The organism is Olivibacter sp. CPCC 100613 (genome assembly GCF_036959255.1).
In the GTDB taxonomy this organism is placed as follows: Bacteria; Bacteroidota; Bacteroidia; order Sphingobacteriales; family Sphingobacteriaceae; genus Olivibacter.
Genome location: NZ_JAWMTI010000005.1, coordinates 187,198 through 213,043, shown reverse-complemented (window position 1 = coordinate 213,043; position 25,846 = coordinate 187,198). Strand labels below are relative to the sequence as shown.

The following is a 25,846-nucleotide window of genomic DNA, read 5'->3' as shown; positions in this document are numbered from 1 at the left end:
TAGAATACATTTGCATGACAATTATTGTGCGATAATAATGGGTAATGTATGTGTGTATTTATATCACAAAATTACCCGCCATTTATACAACGAATAGTTCACTAATTTATTGTTTTTGCTTTAAGATTGAAACATTGGCGCGATGGTAAACCTAATTTATCTTTTCGTGTCGCTAATTTAAATTATAAGCAACGGCTGAATTAGAACTATTCTTTCAAATAGACATTCTACTTAATAGCTGTTGTATGGAAACAACTTTTACGTTCAGAAAATCTTTTTCCCATTTTGTATTTACTGTAATTGCGGTATTCTTTGCTGTATTTGGTCTGGCAGAGATGGGATATGGGCAGACAAAATCTTATGCTACTTGGGCACCTAATGGAGAAAGAATGAATCCGGAAGGTCTGAGCCTTCTTCCAGGGGACGCCGGTGTTACCGGTATTGCCAATGCGGCCGTGCCGGATGATAATGATTTTGCAGTCATGACGGCAGATCGTGGCTTGGGATTGCTGGGGGTGATTGTCTCAGGCGGCGATGCCTTCTTACAGCTAAAGTTTCCTACGAACAGAACCGCTGGCGCAACAACCTATATTCGCATTGATGCGCCGCAACAAACAGGGTTGCCGCTCAATTTGGGCCAGCTCTTGGGATTGGTCGGCTCAAGTGTAACCGCTGAACTCTATGTCGGCGCAGGAAATGATGCGTCTTCCCCCGGAACGAAAGTAAATGCAAATGTGAATACAAGACTGACAGTGGACGGAGAGGGTCATTATTATATAGCTGTCACTCCGGAATCTGAGACTGTTTATAACTCGGTAAGAATACTCCTTAAATATCCAAATGGACTTGCCGACGTGGGAGGTAAAATTACGCTTAACGTCTATAATGCATTTACTTTTGATGACCTGACCTGCGGTTTTGCAAATTACGTGAGCATTGGGGAATCGACAGGATTGAATGTTGCTTTAACGGATGTCGTTCAAAATCCGCAAAATGCGGTTGACAGTGATCCAAATAATTTCTCAACCATTAGTACAGGAACGCTGCAAGTAGCGGGTTCTGTGTTTCAAACCTTCTATTTCAATGGCTTATCGGCCCCGCAAGATTATTTCAAAATCAAATTTGCAATTGGAGGGGGGAGTCTACTTGACCTCAATCTAATCGGTAGCTTTGAAATACGAGCCTACAACGGCAATCAGCAGGTTTTCTCCAAAAAATTACAAGGTGGTTTAATTAATGGAGTTGATTTATTGGGCTTGCTACGAAACGGAGAGGTTGTTACCCTACCGTTTGGTCCAGGTGTTCCTTTCGATCGTGTAGCCATAGGTGTAAACACTTCGGTCGGGTTAAGCTTAGCTAGTTCACCGTTGCGCGTTTACAGTGTTGAGCGTTATGGGGGGGCAAATAGCCCGGTATTAACCTGTCCGGATCCGAATCCGATTATTTCTCCAAATCCAACTGACCATATGCTCAGTCAGAAAGACTGCGCAACGGACCTAATTTCTTCTGAATATGCCAACTTCCCTTATAACGCTGTTGATGGTAACAACGATAGTTATGCTACTTTGGAAGCGAGCTCTGGTACTGCAGCAGGTTTAGGCGCCTACAGTGGTCATATTGAACTTGGATTTAGCCAGGTGAGGACTGCGGGAACCACCAGTTATATTCGTATTGATTTTGATAATGACGTGCTGGGCGGATTGCTAGATGGTAGTGTCGGACAGCTGTTAGGGGGGGTGCTTGATAATGTTCTATTCGGAAGTCATTATTTTACCGTAGAGGCGAAAAATAACGGGGCTTCGGTACTAAGTGGTTCCAGTAATACCGGTTTCTATGATACAGATGGCCGGGTAAAAGTTGTTCAAGATAAACTGGGTCATTATTATATCGCCATTACACCCAATGGTGACTATAACAGTATTCGTATAACAGAAAGTTTAGGTGCGTTGTTGGGCCTTGGTGAGGTACGCAATATGAACGTTTATCACGCTTGTGTTTCGACAGGTTCTGAACCATGCGAGCAAGCCTTTGCTACATATACGGCTTCCAATGGTATCTCACTGGATTTGTTAGGTGTTGGAAAAGCAGGCGTAACAGATGCGCAAAATGCAATTGATGGCGATGTAAATACAGCTTCTTCTATTAGTATAGGTGCTGCCGGTCTCGCTGCAAGTGTTTATCAATATGTTGATTTTCATGGTTTATCTGCTGAAACAGATCATTTCCGTGTGAAATTGAAAATGGACGGAGGCTCTGCTCTATCCGCTGAGGTGTTGGGAAGTATCGTAGTGAAAGCTTTCAACGGTGATCAAGAGGTTTTCTCGCAACGTTTACGAGATGGACTGATATCTGATCTAGATTTGCTAGACCTATTACAAGGGGGCCAAGTATTATCACTGCCATTTGGACCGGGAAGAACGTTTGATCGAGTAGCCATCGGTATTGAATCATTGTTGAGTGCAAATGTTATTAATAATCCATTACAGGTGTTCAGTATTGAGCGTTTTAGTGCTGAGTGTCCTGATCCTGAATTACAAGATCCGCCGGTAACAACGCCTCCGTTTAACAACCAGGACTGTGGTACAACGGTTGCTAGTTTTGAAAATGCAAATTTCCCATTGAATACGATCGACGGTAAGAATGATACGTACGCAACCCTATATGCCGGTACAGGAACCGCACTTGGTTTGGGAGCATTCAGTAGCCACATAGAATTAGCTTATCCAGATGCTATTCCAGCAAAAGAGACTTCTTACATCCGTATCGATTTTGAAGATGATATGTTGAATTCATTACTAGGTGGAAGTTTAGGTGATGCATTGGCTGATTTGACTGGTGGTTTGATATTGGGCAATCACTATTTTGAAGTGATGCTTAAGGATGCTGCTGGTAATCAAATCTTTAATGCATCAAGCGTAGATGGGTTTAGCGATCAAGCTGTAAAGGTTGTAAAAGACGCGAATGGTCGTTTCTATATTGCGGTAACTGCCGACGTTCCTTATAAATCCGTTCGTATTACACATGGTTTGGCGGCCTTGATTGGGGGTAATAATACAGCGACCATGAACGTCTACAGTATGTGTAGAGAAACTGAATTTAATCCGTGTGAACAGGCAACTTTCACTTCTTTCGATGGTTCAGGCCTTACCTTGGATTTATTGGATATCAGTAAAGGCGGGGTCTTCAACCCGCAATATGTGATAGATGAAAATTCATCTAATTATTCTACGATAAATTTGGGTATAGCAGGTGTAGGTGCTACGGTTTATCAAAATATTTATTTCAAAACAAAATCAGCGGCAACCGATTCGTTGAGAATACGTGTTCAACTTGATCAACCGGGAATCTTAAATCTTGATATAGCAGGTTCGTATCGTGTAAAATTGTTCAATGGCGATGAGGAGGTGTATAATCAGCCGCTTCAAAGTGCATTGATCAATAATTTAGATCTTTTGGGTCTATTGAATTCGGGAGGTATTATTCAATTGACGATTGCACCGGGGGTTGTTTATGATCGCGTGCAGTTTGGTCTTCAATCGGTGGCTAGCATTAATACAAGTGCACCCATACGATTTTACGGAATAAGCCGTATTTCCGAGGATTGCCCTGATCCGGATTTCTTGGAACCACCGTATCGTAGCCCCGTTTGTGCCGATAACTTAATAAGCGCTGAACATGCAGATGATATACAGAACTTGTTTGATGGAAACCATAATAGTTATGCTACGATCCGCTCAGATGCAGGGGTGACGAAATATTCAGGTCATGCAGAATTCGGTTATGCAGCTCCGGTTGCCGCAGGTACAACTTCTTATGTTCGTATCGATGCAGAAGGAGGCTTATTGGATGCATTATTGGCGGGAAGTGTCGGTAAATTGCTGACAGATATCCTAAATAATGTCGTACTTGGTAATCACTATTTCCATGTAATTGTAAAAGATGCGAGTGGGAATGAGCTGGTTTCAGGATCCAGCGAAGATTCGTTTACGGGCTCTACTACTGGAATGAATCCGAACAATCAAATCCGTATCGTTCAAGATAAGGCAGGAAGATACTATTTAGCCATTACACCTAACGCGGCCTATCAAAGTGTACGCATAGAAGATCATACCGATGCTTTACTGTTAGGGCAGAATAATAGTATCAATGTTTACGGTATGTGCTATGAAACTGATTTTGAAGGTTGCGCGGAGGCATTTACTACTTCTTTTGATGGTTCGGGATTAACCGCCGGCATAACAGGTATTGGAAATTACGGTGTACAGAATCCATATAGAGTACTCGATAATAATAATAATGGTGATTATTCTGAAATCAGCTTGGGAACACTTAGTGTTGCCGGTGCTATTCAACAAAATGTCCAGTTTAATAAAGAGATCGAAGCTAATAGCGTCTTTAAGGTTAAAATGGCTGTGGGTACCGGAACATTGGATGCCGGTGTCTTTGGAAGAATCGACGTAGTGGGTTACAATAATGGGCAAGAGGTTTATGTTGAAACGCTTGAAAATGCGGTTGTAGGAAATGTCAACCTACTGCAGTTGTTTAATAATGGAGCTGCACCTGAAATTAATGTGTCACCGAACGTAGCAGTGGATGAAATAGCGATCCGTTTAAGATCCCTTGTGGGTGTGACAGTGGTTCCAAATGTCAGGCTGTATTATATTCAACAGGATTGTGATGCAGTAGCGGGTTTTGTAGCTTGGAAAAGCTATGTAGTGGATGCGGATCCTACTATTACATCAGTGAAAGGAGGGGAAGAAGTAACGTATAATATTCATATTAGAAATTCGGGCACCGTCGATTTGACAGGGCTTTCTGTAATGGATACTATACCTTCCCATACGTCTTACGTTGATGGTTCGGGAGGAGTTTTCGCTGACAGCGTGGTTACATTTGAAGATGTAACCGTTGCGGCTGGTGCTACTACAACGTTAAGTTTCAAGGTAACGGTAAATGCTGATTTAACTGGTGTTTCTGAAATCGCTAACACAGCATTTGTGAAAACGGATGCTGATGATCCAGGTAAGGGGACTTTCCCTCCTGTAGATAACACAAATCCTTCTGAACCGGATACCAGTGGATCGACTGGTACGAATATTCCAGTCGATCAGCTATCTTCTCTAGTGTCTTGGAAGGCTTATAACGTGAATGGAGATGCGTCAATTACCGCTGTAAGTGGCGGTGAAGATATTGAATACACAATTTATGTACGAAATACAGGTAATCAGGCGTTGACGAATGTAAGGGTGAATGATCTGATTCCTGTAGGAACTGATTATGTATCGGGTGGAACTTTGGAAAATGGAGCGGTTATTTTTACGTTACCTGCCTTGGCTGTCGGTGAAACGTCTGCTCCTCAAACTTTCACCGTTAAAGTGAAAACGAACTTAACGGGTATAACAGAGATTCGGAATGTGGCTACGGTGGCAAGTGATGAAATAGGTACGCCGATAGAAAGCTTCCCACCTGTTGATAATACGAATCCAACGGAACCAAATGATACAGGTAGCACCGGCACAGTGATCCCGGTAAGCCCTGCTGATAATTTAGTTTCCTGGAAAGCTTACAAAGTAAATGGAAGCGCGGATAGCACGGCCGTTCGTGGAGGCGAAACCGTTGAATATGCTATTTACGTAAGAAATAATGGAAATCAAGATCTTAGCAATGTGGTCATTTCTGATGTACTGCCGGCCGGACTTGAATACATTTCAGGAGGTACTTTTGCTGCCAATACTGTTACTTTCACTTTACCTACTTTGTCGGCAGGACAAACGTCCACTCCGCAAATATTTACTGCGAAAGTGAAAGAAGATTTAACGGGTATTGACATTATTCGCAATTTGGCTACTGTAGTAAGTGATGAGATCACAACACCTACAGAAAGTTTCCCACCAACTGACAATGCAAATCCAAGTGAACCGGATACGACGGGGACAACAGGAACGCCACTGGATGTAACACCAATTCATGATCTTGATTTGACATTGACAGGATCAAGTGACGGTGCAAATAGCGGTCAAGCGGTTTCTGGTGATCTTATTACCTATACAGTTACTGTCGGCAATACGGGTAATAAGACCTTAACGAATGTCAATTTGGTGGATGCTATTCCTCAAAATACGACACTTGAGAGCGCGGGTGATTTTACGCAAAATGGAGATAACCTGGAGCTAAGTGTTCCTACATTGGCCGTTGGTGAAACACAGACATTTACCTTTACAGTCCGTGTTAATACGATCGATCCTGCTACGGTTCCTTCCATAGATAATAGTGTAACAGCTACTTATCGTAATGAAGACGATACGGACGATAGATCGGAAACGGCAACGCATAGCATGCCAACAGATTGTTTACCAATTAGCGCAGGAGATGTTTCTTTAACAAGCTCAATGGATCAGATTTGTGCCGGTGAGGAGGTTACTTTGACAGCGACTTTCCCTGGTTTAACCACACCTCCGAGTGCAAATTCAGTGAAATGGTATACGTCAGCCGATCTTTCGGATAATCCACTGACTGGCTTATCAATTACCGTGAATCCAATTGAAACTACCACTTATTATGTGGTAGTGCAGGGTGATGGTTATTGCTTTAATGATCCACCCGCACAGATTGCAGTGACGGTATCAGCCATTCCTGAAACACCTACCATTACAGCGACCGGAGCCAATCCGTTCTGCGAGGGTGGTTTTACTACCTTGACAGCGAGTGGAACCGCAGATTCTTATAAATGGTTTAATAATGGAATTGAAATTACTGGCCAAACGGGGGCAACAATTGAGGCAAGCGTTGCAGGACAATATACAGTAATTGCTGTCAATGCTGGTGGCTGCGAAAGCACTGTTTCAGCAAGTTTTGTAGTGGAAATGAGTCCTCGTCCAGCTCAACCGACGATTTTGGTTGATGGGGACACAACTGTGTGTGAAGGTACGACGCTTACCTTGACTTCCAGTGCAACTGCTGGTAACCAATGGTACAAAGACGGTACTGAAATTCAAGGAGCAACTCAACAAACACTCATCGTTAATGAAGCGGGTACTTATGCCGTTATTGTAACGGATCCAAATACAGGTTGTACAAGCTTAGCATCAGCTGATCTTGTCATTACAGTAAACCCGGCACCTGGAATTACGATAGATGGCAATGCGGCGATCTCTACTGCAGTGGGCGTCGCTATTCAGATACCTGGTGTTGTAACGGACCCTGCCGGATTGCAGGTGACTTGGTATGACAATGATGGTAATGTAACAACGAACTTGAATCCGACATTTAACACGCCGGGGGTTTATACCTATACGGCTGTGGTAACAAATGGAGGTTGTTCTGCGTCTGCAACCATCGTGATAACTGTATATGATGAAAATGCTTGTCCTCCACTCGTAGAACGTGTATATGCGAATACGCAAACTTGGAGTGCCGTGCTGACAGGCGATGTGGAGAATCCAACAAATGCGGTTGATGGCAATCCGCAGACACACGCTACTTTAAGAACTTTACTGGGAGTTGCTGGAATTGGTAGTGTTCGTCAAAACCTTCTATTTGCACAAGAAGTGGAGGCGGGTACACCAGTAAGCGTGAAGTTTGGTAAGGAATTAAGTGCAGTAGGTCTTATAGCCGGTGTATCTGTGGTCGGTTTGGATGCGGACGGAAATGAAATAGGTAGCCCACAGAACGTACAGGGCGGCTTGTTGGATCTGTTGGTCGGTGATAATGTAGCGGAATATACATTTGTTCCGGCAGATAACAACGGTCCTAAAAATTATAAAGGAATTCGTGTAATCCAAGCAGCGGTATTGAGTGTAGCTCAGAATACAAGAGTATATGGAGCTTATATTACGCAAAATAGTTCAAGCAATGATTGTGAGCCGGTAGTGCCTGGTGTCAAAGCGAATGTAATTGACGTATTGCATGGCGTTAGGGATATTGGCTTGGGTGCTTTAAGTGCTACTTCTTCGGTAACGGATCCATGGAACGCGGTAGACAATGACACAACTTCTTTTGCAGTCATTTCAAGAGCAGCTGCAGTATTGAACGAAGCCTTTTTAACGGTTACGTTCAAAACGCAAAGCCAATTGAATGACTCGATACGGATTGTTACGGAGGTACCGAATGATCCGATCTTGCAGCTTGAACTGCTTAAAGGTTATGTAGTTCAACGTTATTTGGGTGAAACACCTGTAGGTGAACCACTTGATGAAGATAGCGGTTTACTGAATCTTAAACTTTTAGGTTTACTCGGTAGTAGTCAAAGAGCCGCTATTATTGTTGCGCCAACTAATGAACCTTTCGATCGAGTGCGCATCAGTTATGGTAGTGTTGCAAGTGTGCTAGGTAATACGACGAATATCTACGATATCAATTTGAAGCCAACCATTAGTCCGGTTGTAGATCCCGACGGCGATCTGAAATTATGCCCTGGGGACTCTATTGTATTGACTAAGGTTGATGATTGTACAGTTTATAAAATCTTTGACGCTGATGAAGGGGGGAATGAATTGACTACCACTGATGGCTTCCGTTTTGCTGTTCCTGATAGTCTTACGGCAGGTGAATATACCTTCTTCGTGCAGGCAGTTCGTCAAGGCTGTGATGTGGGAGTCAGAATTCCAATTACTGTTACAATTGGTGATAAACCTGAAATAACCTTGCAACCTGCTAATTTAACATTGGCGCCAGGTTCTACAGCTTCTTTCCAAGTAGGAGCAACAGGTAGTAATTTAAGCTACCAGTGGGAACGGTTAGAAGGTACTACTTGGACAACACTTCCAGGTGAGACTGATAGTACCTTGAATGTAGTAGTTCCATTTGATAGCGCAGGAACTGTATATACTTATCGCGTCATTGTTTCTGCTGATGGTGGTTGTGATGTGATTTCGGCAGAGGCTACACTGACTGTTGGTAGTCAGGATATCGACTTCTCGAAGAGCAACCTATCGGTAACCCGTGACAATGCGGTGGCCGACGGTGTTGACGCGAACGAGGTAACGGCGACACTGCTTGATTCCGCGGATAACCCGATAGCCAACCGTGAGGTAGAGTTCACGATCGTCAATGTTGACAGCAGCAGTACGACGGTCCGTGTTACGACAGACTCACTCGGTAAGGCACCGGTTCCTATTGTGAGCACGGTAGCGGGTCAGGCGAGCGTAACGGCCACAGTGGACGGTACAGCGATTACGGTAGGCAGTCCGGCCGTAGTGACCTTCATCGCAGGTCCTGTAGACCACGGTAAGAGCACATTGGTGGTAACCAGGGACAACGCGGTCGCCGATGGTACAGATTATAACGAAGCAACCGCGACCATTGTGGATGCGAACGATAACCCGATCGCGGACCGGGAAGTGGTATTTGATATCACGAACGTGGACGGCACGACCAGCCGGGAAACAGTGACCACGGATTCACTGGGCAGGGCCGTGGTGCGTGTGAGCAGCACGCAGGCCGGTGAGGCAACGATCGCGGCAACGGTCGATGGCACGGCCATCAGCGGCAGTCCGGTAACGGTAACCTTCGTGGCCGGCGAGGTAGACTTCTCGAAGAGCAACCTATCGGTAACCCGTGACAATGCGGTGGCCGACGGTGTTGACGCGAACGAGGTAACGGCGACACTGCTTGATTCCGCGGATAACCCGATAGCCAACCGTGAGGTAGAGTTCACGATCGTCAATGTTGACAGCAGCAGTACGACGGTCCGTGTTACGACAGACTCACTCGGTAAGGCACCGGTTCCTATTGTGAGCACGGTAGCGGGTCAGGCGAGCGTAACGGCCACGGTAGACGGTACAGCGATTACGGTAGGCAGTCCGGCCGTAGTGACCTTCATCGCAGGTCCTGTAGACCACGGTAAGAGCACATTGGTGGTAACCAGGGACAACGCGGTCGCCGATGGTACAGATTATAACGAAGCAACCGCGACCATTGTGGATGCGAACGATAACCCGATCGCGGACCGGGAAGTGGTATTTGATATCACGAACGTGGACGGCACGACCAGCCGGGAAACAGTGACCACGGATTCACTGGGCAGGGCCGTGGTGCGTGTGAGCAGTACGCAGGCCGGTGAGGCAACGATCGCGGCTACTGTAGACGGCACGGCCATCAGCGGCAGTCCGGTAACGGTAACCTTCGTGGCCGGCGAGGTAGATTTCTCGAAGAGCAACCTATCGGTAACCCGTGACAATGCGGTGGCCGACGGTGTTGACGCGAATGAGGTAACGGCGACACTGCTTGATTCCGCGGATAATCCGATAGCCAACCGTGAGGTAGAGTTCACGATCGTCAATGTTGACAGCAGCAGTACGACGGTCCGTGTTACGACAGACTCACTTGGTAAGGCACCGGTTCCTATTGTGAGCACGGTAGCGGGTCAGGCGAGCGTAACGGCCACGGTAGACGGTACAGCGATCACGGTCGGCAGTCCGGCCGTAGTGACCTTCATCGCAGGTCCTGCAGACCACGGTAAGAGAACATTGGTGGTAACCAGGGACAACGCGGTCGCCGATGGTACGGATTATAACGAAGCAACCGCGACCATTGTGGATGCGAACGATAACCCGATCGCGGACCGGGAAGTGGTATTTGATATCACGAACGTGGACGGCACGACCAGCCAGGAAACAGTGACCACGGATTCACTGGGCAGGGCCGTGGTGCGTGTGAGCAGTACGCAGGCCGGTGAGGCAACGATCGCGGCTACTGTAGACGGCACAGCCATCAGCGGCAGCCCTGTAACGGTGACCTTCGTAAGGCCTTACAACTTAAGTGTCACGAAAGTAGCAGATCAGGCTAGCGTGAGGGCGGGAGAAAGCACTACATTTACAGTGACTATAACGAATGAAGGTCCTACGGCTATTCCAAGTGGAAAAGTAATTAGCTTAACGGAACGACCTGGAGATGGCGTCAGCATTACAGGATATGAAGTGACATCCGGTAATGGAACTATCAATGGAGCGGGTAATACCCCTACAGTGACAACTACTGCAAGCATACCAGCTAATGGAACAATTGTAGTGAAAGTAACTGCTTTAGTTGCCGTTGATGCTCCAGCTACGATAACCAATGGTATTAGTGTGTGGGGACCTGATAAGCCGACAACCGAGGATCCGGATGATGAAGATGATACACCTGAAATACCGGTAGACCGTGATGCTGCATTGAGCATAACGAAGGTAGCTGATCAAAACCGCGTAATTGCTGGAACAAGTACTAGCTTTACGATCACGATTACCAATAACGGTCCTGCAGAGATTGCAAGTGGTAAGGTAATTAACTTAACAGAAAGACCGGGAACCGGGGTGAGTGTTACTGGTTATGAGGTGACTTCAGGTAATGGAACGGTTAATGGTAACGGAACTGCAGCAACAGTTACTACAAGTAGTGTGATTCCTGTTAACGGTACCATCATAGTTAAGGTGATTGCAACGGTAGCAGCGGATGCTCCAGCAACAATCACCAATGGTATTAGCGTATGGGGACCTGATAAGCCAACAACCGAGGATCCGGATGATGAAGATGACACGCCTGAAATACCTGTAGATTATGTTTCTAATGTAAGTATTGTCAAGGTGGCTGATCAAGAGAGGGTGCAAGCTGGAGAGTCTACTACGTTTACGGTAACCATTACCAATAACGGTCCTTCAGATATATTGAGCGGTAAAGTAATTAACATTGCAGAATTACCAAGTGAAGGATTAAGTATCACAGGGTATGAAGTGACCTCGGGTAATGGCACCGCAAGCGGTAATGGAAATACCGCGACTATCACCACTAATACGAAGGTAGCTAAAGGTGGAACAATTACTATGAAGGTTACCGGCTTGGTAGATGCAGAGGCGCCAACGGTGATTAGTAATGGTATTCAGGTCTGGGGTCCGGATAAACCGACGACACAAGACCCTGATGATGAGGATCAAACACCAGAGATACCGGTTGACTATCAGTTACCTGAAGCAGTGGATGATGAAGCGGAAACAACTTCTGCTACGCCCGTGACGATTAATGTCTTATCGAATGACAAAGCGACTAGATGGCCATTGAACGTAGCGTCGGTAGAAATTGTTAATGCACCGCAAAATGGTAAAGTAGCGGTTAATCCAGATGGAACAGTAACATATACATCAGATAAAGGCTATGTCGGTACCGATAGATTTACTTATACCGTTAAGGATGAAAAAGGTAATGTAAGTAACGCGGCAACAGTTATGGTGAATGTTCTTCCGAATCCGTTGTTCATACCAAATGCCTTTACACCGAACGGCGATGGTAAGAATGACCAGTTTGAAATCATGGGAATTGAAGGTTATGATCGTGTTGAACTTTATATCTTCAATCGTTGGGGAAATGAAGTGTACAACAATCCAAATTATAATAATAATTGGGATGGCCAGAACCTGAACGAAGGTACTTACTACTATCTAATCAAGTTGATTAAAGAAGATAAAGTAGAAACGCAAAAAGGTTGGGTGTTATTAAAGAGACAATAGGTATTGTGGACATAGGATGTAAGGATTGTCCAAAAAGAAATCGATAAAGAACTTTTTGGACAAGGCCTTACAAATGATGAACGATAGGAAATAATTATTCTGATGAAACCTGCATGAACCGTCAGAGAAGATAAGAGTAGAGCTCAGTCTTTCTGTGATAATTGGCAAGCTTCATTGCTTCGTAAAAGCAACGTATTGAACGAAAATAAAACGCTATGGATAAGCATAACATAAAGAGATTAGTCGTCGTACTGGCCTTGATACTCGGTTTGGGAGAGGTTAAAGCACAGCAAAATATCCAGTTTACGCAATACATTTTTAATTCTTTGAGTGTAAACCCTGCCTATGCAGGTTACAAAGAAGAATGGTTTGCGCAAATGGCTTTGCGTAGTCAGTGGACCGGTATCGATGGCGCACCCAGAACGGGACAGGCATCAATCGATGGTGTGTTGGGAATGAACAAGAATACAGGAGTAGGTCTGCAAGTGACTGCAGATAAATTGGGCGCTCAAAGTGCTACTTCCGTTTACGCTAATTATGCTTATCGATTACGTTTAGATGCAGAAGATACTCAAAGATTAAGTTTTGGAATTGGCGCAGGTATTACGCAATATGGCTTGGATGGGAATGAGTTAAGAACCACCTACCCGGGAGACCCTACAATTCCTCCAGGGAAGATTAGCAGTACGATCCCGGATATACGTTTTGGTGTGTACTATTATAACCCACGTTGGTATGCCGGGGTTTCTATGATGGATTTGCTTTCCGGCGACCAGTCAAATAATATTTTTCGTTGGGATGCAAACGCCACTTCCAATTTAAAGCGTAAGCGACATATGTATTTGATAGGGGGGGCCTTGTTTGATCTTTCGGAAGATATGAAGCTTCGGCCAAGTGTAATGGTTATGGAGGATTTTAAGGGACCGACTAATGTTGACTTAAACGCCATGTTTATCTTTGGGGAAAGAGTTTGGTTGGGAGCAGGTTATCGAATGGGCTTGAAAATGGGTAAATCATATGCAGATGGACAACAGAATCTTCGGAGCTCTAATGCAATTACCGGAGTTGCTCAGTTTTATGTTACAGAACGCTTGCGGATAGGCTATTCATATGATCACATTTTGAGCCGTTTGAGCTCCGTTCAAAACGGAACACATGAAGTTACTATTGGTTTAACCTTCCCTCAAAGTGGTTACCGACTTATAAGTCCAAGATTCTTTTAGGCCAGGCTATGAATTAATCAGCTAATGCAGAATCCAATGAAAAAATTATACATATATCCCTATTTACTTGTGCTCATCCTTTTAGGATCCGGAGTGCAAGCACAAGAACAACCAACCCTGCGTGATCGGGCAAATCAACTGTATAATGAATATCAGTATGCGAAGGCAGCCCAATTGTATGAACGCTTAGTAGATAGTAAAAAGCCAAGGCAAAATGATTTGCAGAATTTGGCTGATTGTTATAGAAAGATGGGTAATTACGAACTGGCTGAAAATTGGTACGTTCGTGTATTGGAGGATAGTACAAGCAATCCTGTCAATAAATTGCGCTATGCAGAAGTGCTAAAAGCAAACGCCAAATATGCGGAGGCTAAAAAGGCTTTCCAGGAATACGCCGGTAAAGCCGATAGTACGAATGAAATCAATCTGCAGATAGAAGGGTGTGATTCGGCAATTATTTGGATGAAACAACCGACTACGCATAAACTGAGAAATGAATCGGCTGTGAATACAGCTTTAGCTGAATTTGGAGGGTACACGGTTGGCGACAAGGTGTATTATGTTGGTGAACCCGATGCTATTATGTTCAAAAATATTTATGGATGGACAGGTAATCCATTTTTAAGGGTGTATACTGCGAAACATAATGAAGGAAATATTTTAAAGGAATCAAACATCGCGGAAGTCTCATTTAACAACGAACCTTACCATGTAGGACCTGTAGCCTCTAATAAGGAAGGAACAACACTTTATGTAACCAGAACGCATCCAGGAAAAGAAGTACAGAAGGAAAAGGAAGAAAGAAAAAGATATCGTACCAAAAACCTGGAGTTATATATCTATACGAACGATAATGGCACTTGGAATGAAACACCTTTTGCATATAATCGTGTAAATGAATATTCAGTAGGGCACGCTGCCTTGAGTCAAGATGGCGAAACGTTGTATTTTGTTTCCGATATGCCCGGCGGACAAGGCGGCACGGATATATGGTATAGTGAACGACTATTGAACGGTGAATGGGGAGAACCAAAAAACGCAGGCCCAATGATTAATAGCGCTGGTGATGAAATGTTCCCTAGTGTAACGAAGGAAGGCGTGTTGTACTTCTCCAGTAATGGCTGGCCAGGTATGGGTAATCTTGATGTTTTCACCGCAAAAGGCGGAAAAGGAGATTGGTCTAAGGCGGCTAATATGCGATTTCCTGTCAATTCTCCTGCCGATGATTTTGCTTATGCTGTCAGTGATATTACCAACCTTACCGAGGCTGGCTTTATGTCATCAAATCGAAAAGGGGGAGTGGGAAGTGATGACATCTACTCTTTTACCTATTTAAAGCCGAAATTTACGGTATTACTGGCAGGTGTAACCTACGACAGAGAAACAGAGGAGCCTTTGGCTGATGCAGAGGTTAGTTTGCTTGATGAAAAAGGTACACTGCTGGCTAGGAAAACGAGTGAATTGGCCGGTAAGTTTGAATTTGAAGTTGACGTCGAGGAAGCCTATCAGGTTTTGGGTGAAAAGATTAGTTATATTGCTGATTCTGCCTTTACAAATACGAATGGCTTAAATCCAGGCGATACGGTGAAAGTTGCTTTGTATCTCGATCAATTAAAACAGGGAAAAACTTTCCGATTGGATAATATCTATTATGATTTTGATAAGTATAATATTCGAAAGGATGCTGCTGTTATCTTGGATGGTCTTGTGAAAATCTTGAAGGATAACCCGACACTAAGGATAGAACTATCATCTCATACGGATAGTAGGGGACGAGATAAGTACAATATGACGCTTTCTCAAAAACGTGCGCAAGCAGCGGTTGATTATTTGGTAAGCAGAGGAATCGCAAGAGATAGAATGATTGCCAAAGGTTACGGGGAAAGTAAGTTGTTGAATCGTTGTGCGAATGGCGTTAAATGTTCGGAAGCAGAACATCAACTGAATAGAAGAACTGAATTTACGGTGTTAGAGCTTTGACGAATGTTTATTGATAGCAACGATTTTTAGGCAGCGGAGATTTAAAAACTTTATTTAATATCCTTACTGCGTGAGAAATTTTAGGAGAATAGACAGCAAATACGACGGTATGTAAACATATGACTAAAAGTCAACGATCCTTAAAATCATTTGATAAGGCGTTAAATTTCCACTTGCAAGTCGTGGAAAATAAGGGATATTTTTTTGACCAATTTTTTGCAACTTATTCCGATACTCGGATCAGATCTTAAAAGATTAAGAGGCGTTCCATTCACAGGTAATGACGCCTCATTTTCGTTCAAATAGCACATCAGTTGCGTAAACAGGCCATTTATTTTCAAACCTACAAAATAATACGTTTTCATTCATCGGAAAGCCTCCGTTCTTATGCCATAAATGCATCGCGTGAAAAGTAAATTAGTGTAGGGTGTGTGTGATTATGTGTAAAATTGTGTATTGTATGTGTAAATATTTCTTTTCCTTTCGAGAAATTATTTAGGTTTGTTTTGCCAGTATTAACACCAAAGTTAATTTAATGTTAATCATTTTTTTTGTAAATAAAACATTACAAAAAAAAGTAAACATGGAATTTCAGAAAACTTAGTAAAACATAGGTTTTTAGCTTATGCTCCTTTAATGCCCAATAATTAATTAGAACTAGGAATAAGTAGTTTATCATTGAGAAAACAAAATGGAGGAAAACAAATGAGCACAACAAATGATCCAAATGCAAAAAAAGTAGATCTTGTTATCGCGATAGATACCAGTGGATCGATGTCAGATGAGGCACAAGCTATTAGTTTAGCCATCGAGGCGGCGATAAAAGAAGCAAAAAGTTCTTGTCCTTCTGATCTACGGGTAGATTATCTAGGAATTGAAGGGACTTTTACAGATACTAAATTTAATGAAACTGTAAGGGATTATCTTACGAACAAAGCTGGGGCAGATGCAAATGAGCTTAAAAGCAGGGTGAAGGACTCGCTGCCCGGTGCAGGGGCCCAGGAAGATGGAGCACGTGTAGTGGAAGATCTTAGCGAGCACTATGACTGGCGTGAGGGTGCTGAACGCGCAATATTTTTGTTACAAGATGAATCACTTGATGGTGGTAATACTGTAGTAACACCCGCTGCTATTGAAGCAAACGACAAAGCTATTGCTGCCGCTTTAACTAATGAGGTAAAAGTACATACATACTTAGGTACTCCGGGTAAGGGGTTGCATTATCGCTCCAAAAAGGACAAGGAGGACATGATCAAAGAGTTTAAACGCCTAGCTCTGCGAACCGGTGGTGATCACAACATTTATATTAACGGATTGCCCGATTTTGTAAAGGTGCTGAAAGATACCATATGTGCCAGTAAAATACCGCAGGATGAAAGTATCGAAGAGAAAGAGAAGGAAGCAGACGAACTGGAAGGGAAACCGACTGTTGATAAGTCCAAGGAGACTGATAAGCCATTGGATAAACCGGCAGCGGAGAAACCACCCATTGACAAACCTGTTGAACCTACACCAACTTGTACGGATCTTTGCAATGAATTGCCAGAGGTTTTGAAAGCAGTTGAAACGCTTACTGCTTTTTTGAAGCGTTTTGAATCCCTTTGTAAAGTGTCATCGGGAGGAGGCGCATCCACAGATAAAAAGGAGGGATGTAAGTGCCACGAAAAGCAGCCTGCTGAAGAAGAGAAGGTACCGGCCGAGAAGCCAAAGGAAGAAAAGCCGGTTGTTGCTCCTCCAAAAGAAGAGAAACCCGCAGCGGAAAAACCAAAAGAAGAAAAACCAATAACGCCGCCCGCTCCTACTTATAGTGAAATAGATGAGATTTTTGCGATCACTTATTACGACAATGTATTTCGTGGTAATCAGTCAGATAATGGAGATATCTATGCGCATAACGGAGGAAATGGGTCACGGATTCGAAAAGCAATCGATAACCAGCACGGGGCTGGCTGGAGTAATGCGACAACGTCTGATGGCACCCACTATTTTGGTTGGAACGCCAATCAAATCTATCGACGGAAAGAAGATCAGAATTTTGAATACTTGCGTGGTTTATCAGGTGGTAAGGGTAAAGATGCCTTCGCTTTTAGAAAAGATGATGTAGGTTTTTTCTTTTCTGCTACCGAAGGCGGAAAAATTTATACCTTTAAACATCCACAAACAAATTACAGTACGGTTCAGGTACGGGGAGCGGCAAGCAATCCAATTCAACCTTTTGGCAATGGTACAGGTATTATCGATATTGCCTTTGATAGAGATGATCGTGCTTATCTATTGGATTCAAGTGGCCGTGCTTGGCGGGTAGATAATACCCACGGAACAACTTGGGAAGCTAAGTATCTTTGCCAATTTGCTACGGCAGGCGAAGCGGGGGAGAAATGTTCGTATTTCGGTTTGGCATTTGATAGCCATGGTGGCGTATATTTGGCCGGTGGTATCAACGGTAGCGGAGGATCCAAACGTTTTATTGCGAAGTCAAACTTTTCATCACCCGATAAAGTGGAGAAAATATACGATGGTGGATGGGGTAGTGCCTCATATGGCAACCTTTCATCCAGAGCTTATCCTAAAATTGCTTAAGCTTTAGGAATGGTCCTATCTGTGAAACAGATAGGACCATTTTCTTTAAATTCTTTCGCAGAGCACCTAGGTATTATAAATATTGCTGTATCGCTCGAAGGCAATTTTGCGTAGCTAGCCGTGTGTCGAAAGATAAATTGCTTAAACAACCATGAATAAGATATTGGCTATAATCATCCAAATACCTACAATTAGTCCGATTAACCCAAACTTTCCGAGGTTAGGGGCTAATTTTGCGCGTAGCTCTGCCGCCTTCGTGCCTGCGTTTGCACTTCCTGATAAGAGGTGTTTTTGGATTAAGGTATAACCTAACATAAAACCAAGCACTGCTTCCAATGCACTACCAGCAAGCCAGGTTAACCACCAAATAGGCATAGTGGTAAGCGCACCAATGTGGATGACTGCTTGGATCACTCCCCAGATTCCCCAAAAACAAAAAATCAGCCCAATCCATCCCTGATAAGGTTCAATCTTTTCTAAAAGCTGTCTTGCATCAGGTCTTTTAGCGAGTATCAACGAAGGCACAGCCAAGATACTCAATAGAATAAGTGTAATTCCCCAGATCATTTTATAAAATTTAATATTGAATAACACAAAATTAAGTCATCTCTATCGCTATGTATATCCCTGTTTTCAATGAAATTTATCTGCTGGTTATTCTGTTTGTCTAACGGAAGGTTTCGATCTTTCTTGATTCGATTCATTGCTGATGTGTTGGATGTTGATTCGATACAAACTTTTAATGCGAAATTTTGTCTTATTAAGTATATGGTAGGCTATGCAGGCTTTAGCTGATTTTACACAATAATATTGGAAATATGAATGACGTAGGAAGAATAGTTACTTTTTTGGCCGGGTTGGGAGCTGGATTAACTATTGGGATATTATTTGCACCGGACAAGGGTGAATATACGAGAGAAAAATCAGCCGATTCTATGAAGAACTTAGCACACAGTCTTCGTAAGCAGGCTTCGGATCAAATTAGTCATTTCAATATAATGAAAAACGAGCTGACGGAAACCATTAGATCGAAGTTAAAAAGGGAAAGATGGGAAATAGAGGGACAAACAGATGAGCATGCCTGGATATAGGTCATTTCTGTTAAGCGTAATAATAAATCAACAAAATATCGGCAATCCGTAAATGGTAAACGATAAATAACTAATCATAAATTAATGCCAATGTAGATCAAGTAGAAGACAATAATGCAAATGATTTTACTTAATTTCCATTTGTCTATTCAATGGTATTATCTATGCAGGCAAGAAGGTTTTTACTCGTCATAATGCTGCCCCTTATGTTGTTGACGCAATCCTATAAGCATCAAAAGGAAGGGGAAAGAATCAATACACTTAGTTCGCTGTTACCAACATTTAACTCACCAGGCAATGCCTTCAAACCTGTGCCATTATGGGTTTGGAATGGAAGGGTAGGTAAAAACATTATTGATTCGATGTTAAATGATTACAAAGTAGCGGGTTTTGGTGGTGTTATTATTCACCCGCGACCGGGGTTAATCACTGAATATTTGTCTGATGAATGGTATGAGCTGTATCAGTATGCAAAAAACAAAAGTAAAGAGTTGGATTTAAATAGCTGGATATATGATGAGAACTCTTATCCAACCGGTTTTGCAGGTGGGCTAGTGGGAGAAAAAATGCCGGCAGCATACAACCAAGGACAGATGCTATATATGCAGCGCGCAAACAAAATCCCTCCAATGGAGGATAGCATCTTACTGCTCCTGAAAGTCGAAGATCAGAGAACGAAAGATATTACGACAAGTTACAAACAATTTAAGGATAAAGTAGGTGAGTATATCGTTATTAAGAAAAAGAACTACCAAAAATCCAACCGGGGGTCAGTGGCGGGACCCATAGGAGTTTCTTATGTGGATTTATTAGCCAAAGGTGTAACGCAGACCTTTATTGATGTTACTTTTAAGGGCTATGAGAAGGCCCTTGGCAAAAATTTAAATAAGTCGATAGTCGGTGTTTTTTCAGATGAACCGACTATTATTAATGAAGGGCAAAATAGCGTTCGGTGGACACCTGATTTATTTAAGGTATTCAAGAAGACATGGGGCTATGAACTGGAGACCAATATAGCTTCTTTGTTTGAAGAAGTAGGTGAATGGAAAAAAATTCGACACAATTACCATCAGGTTCTGTTACAATTATTTCTTGACAGATGGTCCAAACCCATGTTCCGCTATATGGAAGATCATCAATTGATTTGGACAGGGCATTATTGGGAACACGGCTGGCCTAGCCCAAATCACGGTCCGGATAATATGGCAATGTATGCTTGGATGCAAATGCCGGGCATCGATATGTTATTTAATCAATTTAACGAGGAGAAACCTGTTCAATTTGGTAATATCAGGGCTGTAAAAGAGCTGGCTAGTGTTGCAAATCAATTAAATAAAAGCAGAACGCTGTCGGAAACGTATGGGGGTGCCGGTTGGGAACTCACCTTTAAGGATATGAAACGATTGGCTGATTGGGAGTATGTACTTGGTGTGAATTTTCTCAATCAACACTTGTCATTTATGACGATACATGGTGCTAGAAAGTATGATTACCCGCCAAGCTTCTCGTATCACGAACCTTGGTGGCCCTATTATAAATCATTGAATGATTATTACGCTCGCTTATCGGTCGCTTTGTCCAGCGGTGAACAGAAAAACGATCTATTGGTACTAGAGCCCACTACCACTGCTTGGATGTATTACTTCAATGGTAAGGCGCATAAACGCTTTTACCAAATCGGCGAAGAATTTAATGATTTTGTTACAACACTCGAAAAGGCACACACGGAGTACGATTTGGGATCTGAGAATATTATCAAAGATCACGGTTCTGTACATAAAGGAAAGTTTATCGTTGGCCAACGGTCATATACTACAGTAGTGCTGCCACCGGGAATGGAAAATTTGGATGGCAGGACTTTCCATTTACTAAAGCAGTTCATAGCGCAAGGTGGTAAAGTAGTTTTGTTCGAGCAACCCCAGTTTATCGACGGCAAAAAAAGTGTGCAATTAACCTTGTTTCGTAGCGGCAATAAGAATATTAGCTCAATCGTGAAGACGGAACCAAACAAAAATTTGTCTTTGAATACCCATTTTTCAATTCGTGGTATAGGGGGTAAATTATACCATCAGCGCAGACAATTTGTAGATGGCCAGATTATATTTCTTACAAATGCCAGTATAACGGAGGAAACGACTGTAAAGATAGATGTTAATGGAAAGAATGCCTTGCTTTTAGACCCTTTTACCGGTAAGGTACTCGATTATCCCGAGACAGTTAATGGAGCTAAACTGACTTTACATGCTAATATAGAACCTGCAGGGAGTAAGCTATTCTTTGTTGCCAATACGGTAACGGAAAAAGTTGAGTCTTACCGCCATCTTTTTTATTTGAGTAAGCTACCGGCCAGCGATATGCAGATCCAACGACCCAAAAACAATACGCTAATGATTGACTTCTGCGATTTAGTAATTCATAAGCCAGACAGCCTATATCGGGATCTGCATGTTGGAATAGCATCTAATAAAACTTTTAGGCATTATGGATTTGTTGATGGGATGGGTAATCCTTGGAATAATCGAACACAATTCAAAAATAATATCGTAATGCGAGATACCTTTTCAACGGGCACTGGGTTTTCTGCAACCTATAATTTCTATATCGATGACGATGTGTCTACGAAAACTTTTAAAGCCGTTATAGAGCAGCCTGAATTATGGACGGCAGTTACTGTTAATGGTAAAATGCTTAGACCGCTCAAAAATCAATGGTGGTTAGATCGATCCTTTGGTGTTTTTGATATTTCATCACAATTGAAACCAGGACATAATGCCGTGACATTGCATGTTGCTCCCATGCGTATCTTTGCAGAAATTGAACCGATTTATATAATGGGTGATTTCAGTTTAATGTCTGTCGAACAGGGTTTTAAAATAATAAAGCCGAAACCGTTACAAAAAGGGGCGTGGAATAAACAATATTTACCGATGTATAGCGGCGGTATTAAATACAGTAAACAGGTTGAGCTTACAGAGGAAACTAGTGATATTTATGTTCAATTGAGTAAATGGAATGGAACAGTCGCCGTGATACGGGTTAATGGTAAATACGCGGGTGTTATTTTTAACGAGCCCAATCGTTTGGATATAGCGTCATTTGTAAAAAAAGGCAAAAACGAAGTAGAAGTGGAAGTCATAGGAAGTCTGAAGAATCTACTCGGGCCGCATCATAATAATCCGGAACCGGGCTTGGTAGATCCAGGTAAATGGTATAATATTCATCATCATCCTGCAGGGAGTCATTACCAAACCTACGCATATGGATTAGAGGAAGAGTTTAGTATTGTACGGTATAAAGAATAAATGGATGATGCGGAAATTGCATAATTTTCATGAATGATGGTCTGTGATCGTTTCACATTAGAAAAATACGTAACATGTTTCTAAAAATACACCCCTCTTTTATCAGAATGTATGCTTTGATAGTAGTGCTCTTGACAGGGAATGTTTCATTTGGCGTTGAAAGTGTTGAAAAGTCGTTCCCCCTAACATGTTCGGTAACAAAAGGATCTCAAAAAGCACTCATTCTATACATTACGGGTGATGGGGGCTTGAACACCTTTAATAAGTCGCTCATTCACGCCTTTGAAGAAAAGCAATACGGTGTCGTCACACTAAACAGTCGTAAATATTTTTGGAATCAAAAGAACCCCGAAATATTTGCCAAGGATATAGAACAAATCGCTTTGCAGTACATGAAGGTATGGGATAAATCTTCTTTGATCATCATTGGCTATTCATTTGGGGCGGATGTAGCAGCCTTTCTTCCCAATCGTATCTCGAAGCTACTTTTAACCAAAGTAAAAACAGTGATTTTGTTGTCGCCTTCTTCCAGTACAGATTTTGTGATTCGTGTAAGTGATTTGATGGCAACGAGCGATAATACAGGTAGAAAATATAAAATTGAATCAGCCATAAGAAACAGCAGTGTACCTATATTTATTCTTTTCGGGAAAGAAGAATCGCTTTTACTGAAAAATAAGTTAAAAGATGGAAGTAATGTTACCGTCTTCCACCTTCCGGGAAATCATCAATATCAACAAAATTATTCGCTGCTCGTACAAAAGATGAGACTCTAGTTGCAAGGCAGTTACCTAATAAATGTGCATGAAAATTGATAAACTGTCATTGCTTTAATTTTCTGATATAGAGTTGTTTAAAAGTATGTAAACTGAAGAAAGGGTAATTGAAAATTGTTCGGCACGTTGCACGATAGAAAAAAAAATATAAGATCACTTACCCGTGGGAGGAGCGCGGTGATACTAGGTACTTCGATCATGTGGACGCCTGTTGGCACTGCTTATTATGTATTACCGGAAGCTAAATTGTGGTAGTTATTACTACTCTGCAACATAGAAAGACTGACTGAAAGCTCCGTTTGCGGCGATATCCCATGCTTCAATGCGCACCCATGTTCGCTTACGGAGATTCGTTTTAAATTGCATTACCTTTGAACCAAAGGCTTCCGTTTTAGTCAGGTCTATTTTTTCACGATAAATTTGCTGTCCGTCTCCCGAAATGATTTCTACAAAATTCATGGGGAACGTCCAATTGAGTGCTAGCTCCACCGTAGCATACCCTGAATCGTCAAGTGATATGGATTCGCCCGAATGTTTGCCGTTAATGGTTAATCGAGGCATCAAGACTTCTCCTGTGCTGGTAAAAAAATGACCCTTTTGCATGCTATTGAGTACAGGTTTCCAGCTATCGGTAAATTTAGGCAACGAATCGAGCATCAGATAATTTACATTCATATGGGCATACATTTCATTCTCAGGGGTGATTGTGAAAAGATCAGCCTCAGCAATGACCGTCTTTTTAAGTCCCCAATTATTCATGTCATCCATTAGATCGAGTACGCGCTTACCTAATTTTGGCATAGATAAGTCGGCGGGCATCGGTTTCCATGCAGCTCCCATAAATCGATTTGATTTAAAAAAATTTTCATTTTTATAGAGATCAGGTGTATTCACAGAACCTTTTGTACGTGCATGGGCTGTCCATGCCAAGCCTTGTTCTTCTTCTAGTAACTTCAACATATCCTCCTGATCACCAACGTGATAAATCTTTCCATAAGTGGGGTGGTTTTCTGAAAAAGACACTCCTTTTTCTCGAGACATAACCCAATAAATTGGTTTGGGAAAAAGAGAAAGCCAGTGACCTCCAAAAAATTCATTCGGTTCCTCACCTGGAAGGAGAAGAAAACGATCATCCGATAAGCGTTTACATTGCTCAAAAAGAGCATGTAGCTCTTTTAAGCGTTGCGGATCAGGTCCTTTAGGATGTGCTGTATAGTGAAACTCGGCTAAATGCACAATATCAACACCCATTCGTTTAAAAACGGTGACAAAGTCAGGGACTTCCGGGATAGGTTTGTTTGCAAGCACCACGTTCATGATGAACTCGTTGTGGAAATGGCTTGACATGGTTTTATATCCGGGTAGTTTAACATAAGTATCATTATGTGTGAATTTTTTTATCGCGGCGAAGGTGCTATTTTCATTTTCTACACTTAGCAAACAAAAGAAGTTCAGACGTTGCTTGGTCTTTGGAGGCGCATTGAACCATGGAACAAAACGTTTGTCTCCCTGCAGGTCTTGTCGGATACCTATGCCATATCCATCCACCATCTTCCGATAATTGTTCCCGTACCAAGCAAACTTAAGGTTAAAGGCTTCATCCAACGGATAAAAGTACTGGTGTGGCGCGGGGAACAATGCCAACATACCATCCTTTCCTTTTGCTGCAATACTACGGTACTTCACGGCCATGTTTTTGGAGGTGTCCGACGAAATCAAATCAGTACTTTGTAGACTGTCAGCCGTATTAATCCAAGATACCGCTTCCCATTCCGGATTCTTACTTACCAAGCCTGCATCATAAACAATTGCTGAAGAATCGACATTTGTAGACATGACGGCTGCTACATTAAAAAGTGGACTACCATTATAAAATGTAATTTCAAGATCGCCCTTAAAATGATCTGCCTTCAGCGAAGAGATTTTTACCAACGTACGACTACCGATGGTTTCCACAGAAGCAGTCGATTTTTCCAATTTTACATCATAGGTTTGGTATGGTTTCTCGGGTACTTTATCAAAAAAAATATTCCAACCGTTTTGTGAGACCAAGTCTCTTTTGCCGATCGTTAGCAAAAAAGAAGGGTCTAAGTTCGAAGAAATAAGCTTACTTCTTTTTCCTTCAGTTAACAGCATACGTCTGAATAGCGGTTTTCCTTTTTGCATATCAAGCTCAATCTGTCCATAGTGCTGATTACCTGTGGGCCATTTTATTTGCAAAATATGATTACGGTAGCTGAAGCTTGCACCTGCCTTTTCATCGAATTTCTGACTATTTACAGTAGGTGTTTGCGCCAAAAGTAGGGGAGAATAAAAAATGAAAAGAAGGCAAGTAATTAGGAGATTACGCATGTGAGCTATTATAATGGGTTTATACAAAAAAAAGGAAAGGATTTTAATGAGCAAAGGCAAAGT

General features: G+C 42.5%; 9 protein-coding genes. 7 read left to right on the top strand and 2 right to left on the bottom strand.

What is annotated here, in order from left to right; genetic code table 11:
* Nucleotides 1-245 precede the first annotated feature (245 nt).
* From RYH73_RS17160 to RYH73_RS17145, 4 genes are all read left to right on the top strand, one after another.
* Nucleotides 246-12,479 (top strand): Ig-like domain-containing protein, encoded by a 12,234-nt coding sequence (locus RYH73_RS17160; protein WP_335314680.1) that lies wholly within the window; start codon nt 246-248, stop codon nt 12,477-12,479.
* A gap of 215 nt (nt 12,480-12,694) precedes the next feature.
* Nucleotides 12,695-13,702, top strand: a complete 1,008-nt coding sequence (locus RYH73_RS17155; RefSeq protein ID WP_335314679.1) for a PorP/SprF family type IX secretion system membrane protein — start codon at nt 12,695-12,697, stop codon at nt 13,700-13,702.
* Nucleotides 13,703-13,738: 36 nt separating this feature from the next.
* Entirely contained in the window at nt 13,739-15,682 is a 1,944-nt protein-coding gene (locus RYH73_RS17150; RefSeq protein ID WP_335314678.1) for an OmpA family protein, read from the top strand.
* A gap of 705 nt (nt 15,683-16,387) precedes the next feature.
* Nucleotides 16,388-18,262 carry a hypothetical protein gene (locus RYH73_RS17145; RefSeq protein WP_335314677.1) on the top strand — a complete coding sequence of 625 codons (1,875 nt, stop codon included), beginning with the start codon at nt 16,388-16,390 and terminating at the stop codon, nt 18,260-18,262.
* A gap of 141 nt (nt 18,263-18,403) precedes the next feature.
* Here RYH73_RS17145 and RYH73_RS17140 read toward each other — a convergent pair whose 3' ends face one another.
* Nucleotides 18,404-18,829: a hypothetical protein gene (locus tag RYH73_RS17140; RefSeq protein ID WP_335314676.1), complete on the bottom strand. Its 426-nt coding sequence runs from the start codon at nt 18,827-18,829 to the stop codon at nt 18,404-18,406.
* 251 nt (nt 18,830-19,080) lie between these two features.
* On the opposite strand from RYH73_RS17140, the gene RYH73_RS17135 reads away from it, so the two are divergent.
* The 3 genes from RYH73_RS17135 (at nt 19,081) to RYH73_RS17125 (ending at nt 23,431) form a co-directional block, all read left to right on the top strand.
* Nucleotides 19,081-19,353, top strand: a complete 273-nt coding sequence (locus tag RYH73_RS17135) for a YtxH domain-containing protein (RefSeq protein WP_335314675.1) — start codon at nt 19,081-19,083, stop codon at nt 19,351-19,353.
* Between the two features lie 164 nt (nt 19,354-19,517).
* Entirely contained in the window at nt 19,518-22,655 is a 3,138-nt protein-coding gene (locus RYH73_RS17130) for a hypothetical protein (protein WP_335314674.1), read from the top strand.
* 74 nt (nt 22,656-22,729) lie between these two features.
* Entirely contained in the window at nt 22,730-23,431 is a 702-nt protein-coding gene (locus tag RYH73_RS17125) for an AcvB/VirJ family lysyl-phosphatidylglycerol hydrolase (RefSeq protein WP_335314673.1), read from the top strand.
* Nucleotides 23,432-23,692: 261 nt separating this feature from the next.
* Here RYH73_RS17125 and RYH73_RS17120 read toward each other — a convergent pair whose 3' ends face one another.
* The gene (locus tag RYH73_RS17120; RefSeq protein WP_335314672.1) at nt 23,693-25,783 is read right to left on the bottom strand and encodes a hypothetical protein; all 2,091 of its coding nucleotides are present in this window, start codon (nt 25,781-25,783) and stop codon (nt 23,693-23,695) included.
* Nucleotides 25,784-25,846 lie beyond the last annotated feature (63 nt).

Bases quoted from the DNA above. Each gene is read 5' to 3' on its own strand.
- RYH73_RS17160 (WP_335314680.1), top strand. From the start codon at position 246: ATGGAAACAACTTTTACGTTCAGAAAATCTTTTTCCCATTTTGTATTT.
- RYH73_RS17155 (WP_335314679.1), top strand. From the start codon at position 12,695: ATGGATAAGCATAACATAAAGAGATTAGTCGTCGTACTGGCCTTGATA.
- RYH73_RS17150 (WP_335314678.1), top strand. From the start codon at position 13,739: ATGAAAAAATTATACATATATCCCTATTTACTTGTGCTCATCCTTTTA.
- RYH73_RS17145 (WP_335314677.1), top strand. From the start codon at position 16,388: ATGAGCACAACAAATGATCCAAATGCAAAAAAAGTAGATCTTGTTATC.
- RYH73_RS17140 (WP_335314676.1), bottom strand. From the start codon at position 18,829: ATGATCTGGGGAATTACACTTATTCTATTGAGTATCTTGGCTGTGCCT.
- RYH73_RS17135 (WP_335314675.1), top strand. From the start codon at position 19,081: ATGAATGACGTAGGAAGAATAGTTACTTTTTTGGCCGGGTTGGGAGCT.
- RYH73_RS17130 (WP_335314674.1), top strand. From the start codon at position 19,518: ATGCAGGCAAGAAGGTTTTTACTCGTCATAATGCTGCCCCTTATGTTG.
- RYH73_RS17125 (WP_335314673.1), top strand. From the start codon at position 22,730: ATGTTTCTAAAAATACACCCCTCTTTTATCAGAATGTATGCTTTGATA.
- RYH73_RS17120 (WP_335314672.1), bottom strand. From the start codon at position 25,783: ATGCGTAATCTCCTAATTACTTGCCTTCTTTTCATTTTTTATTCTCCC.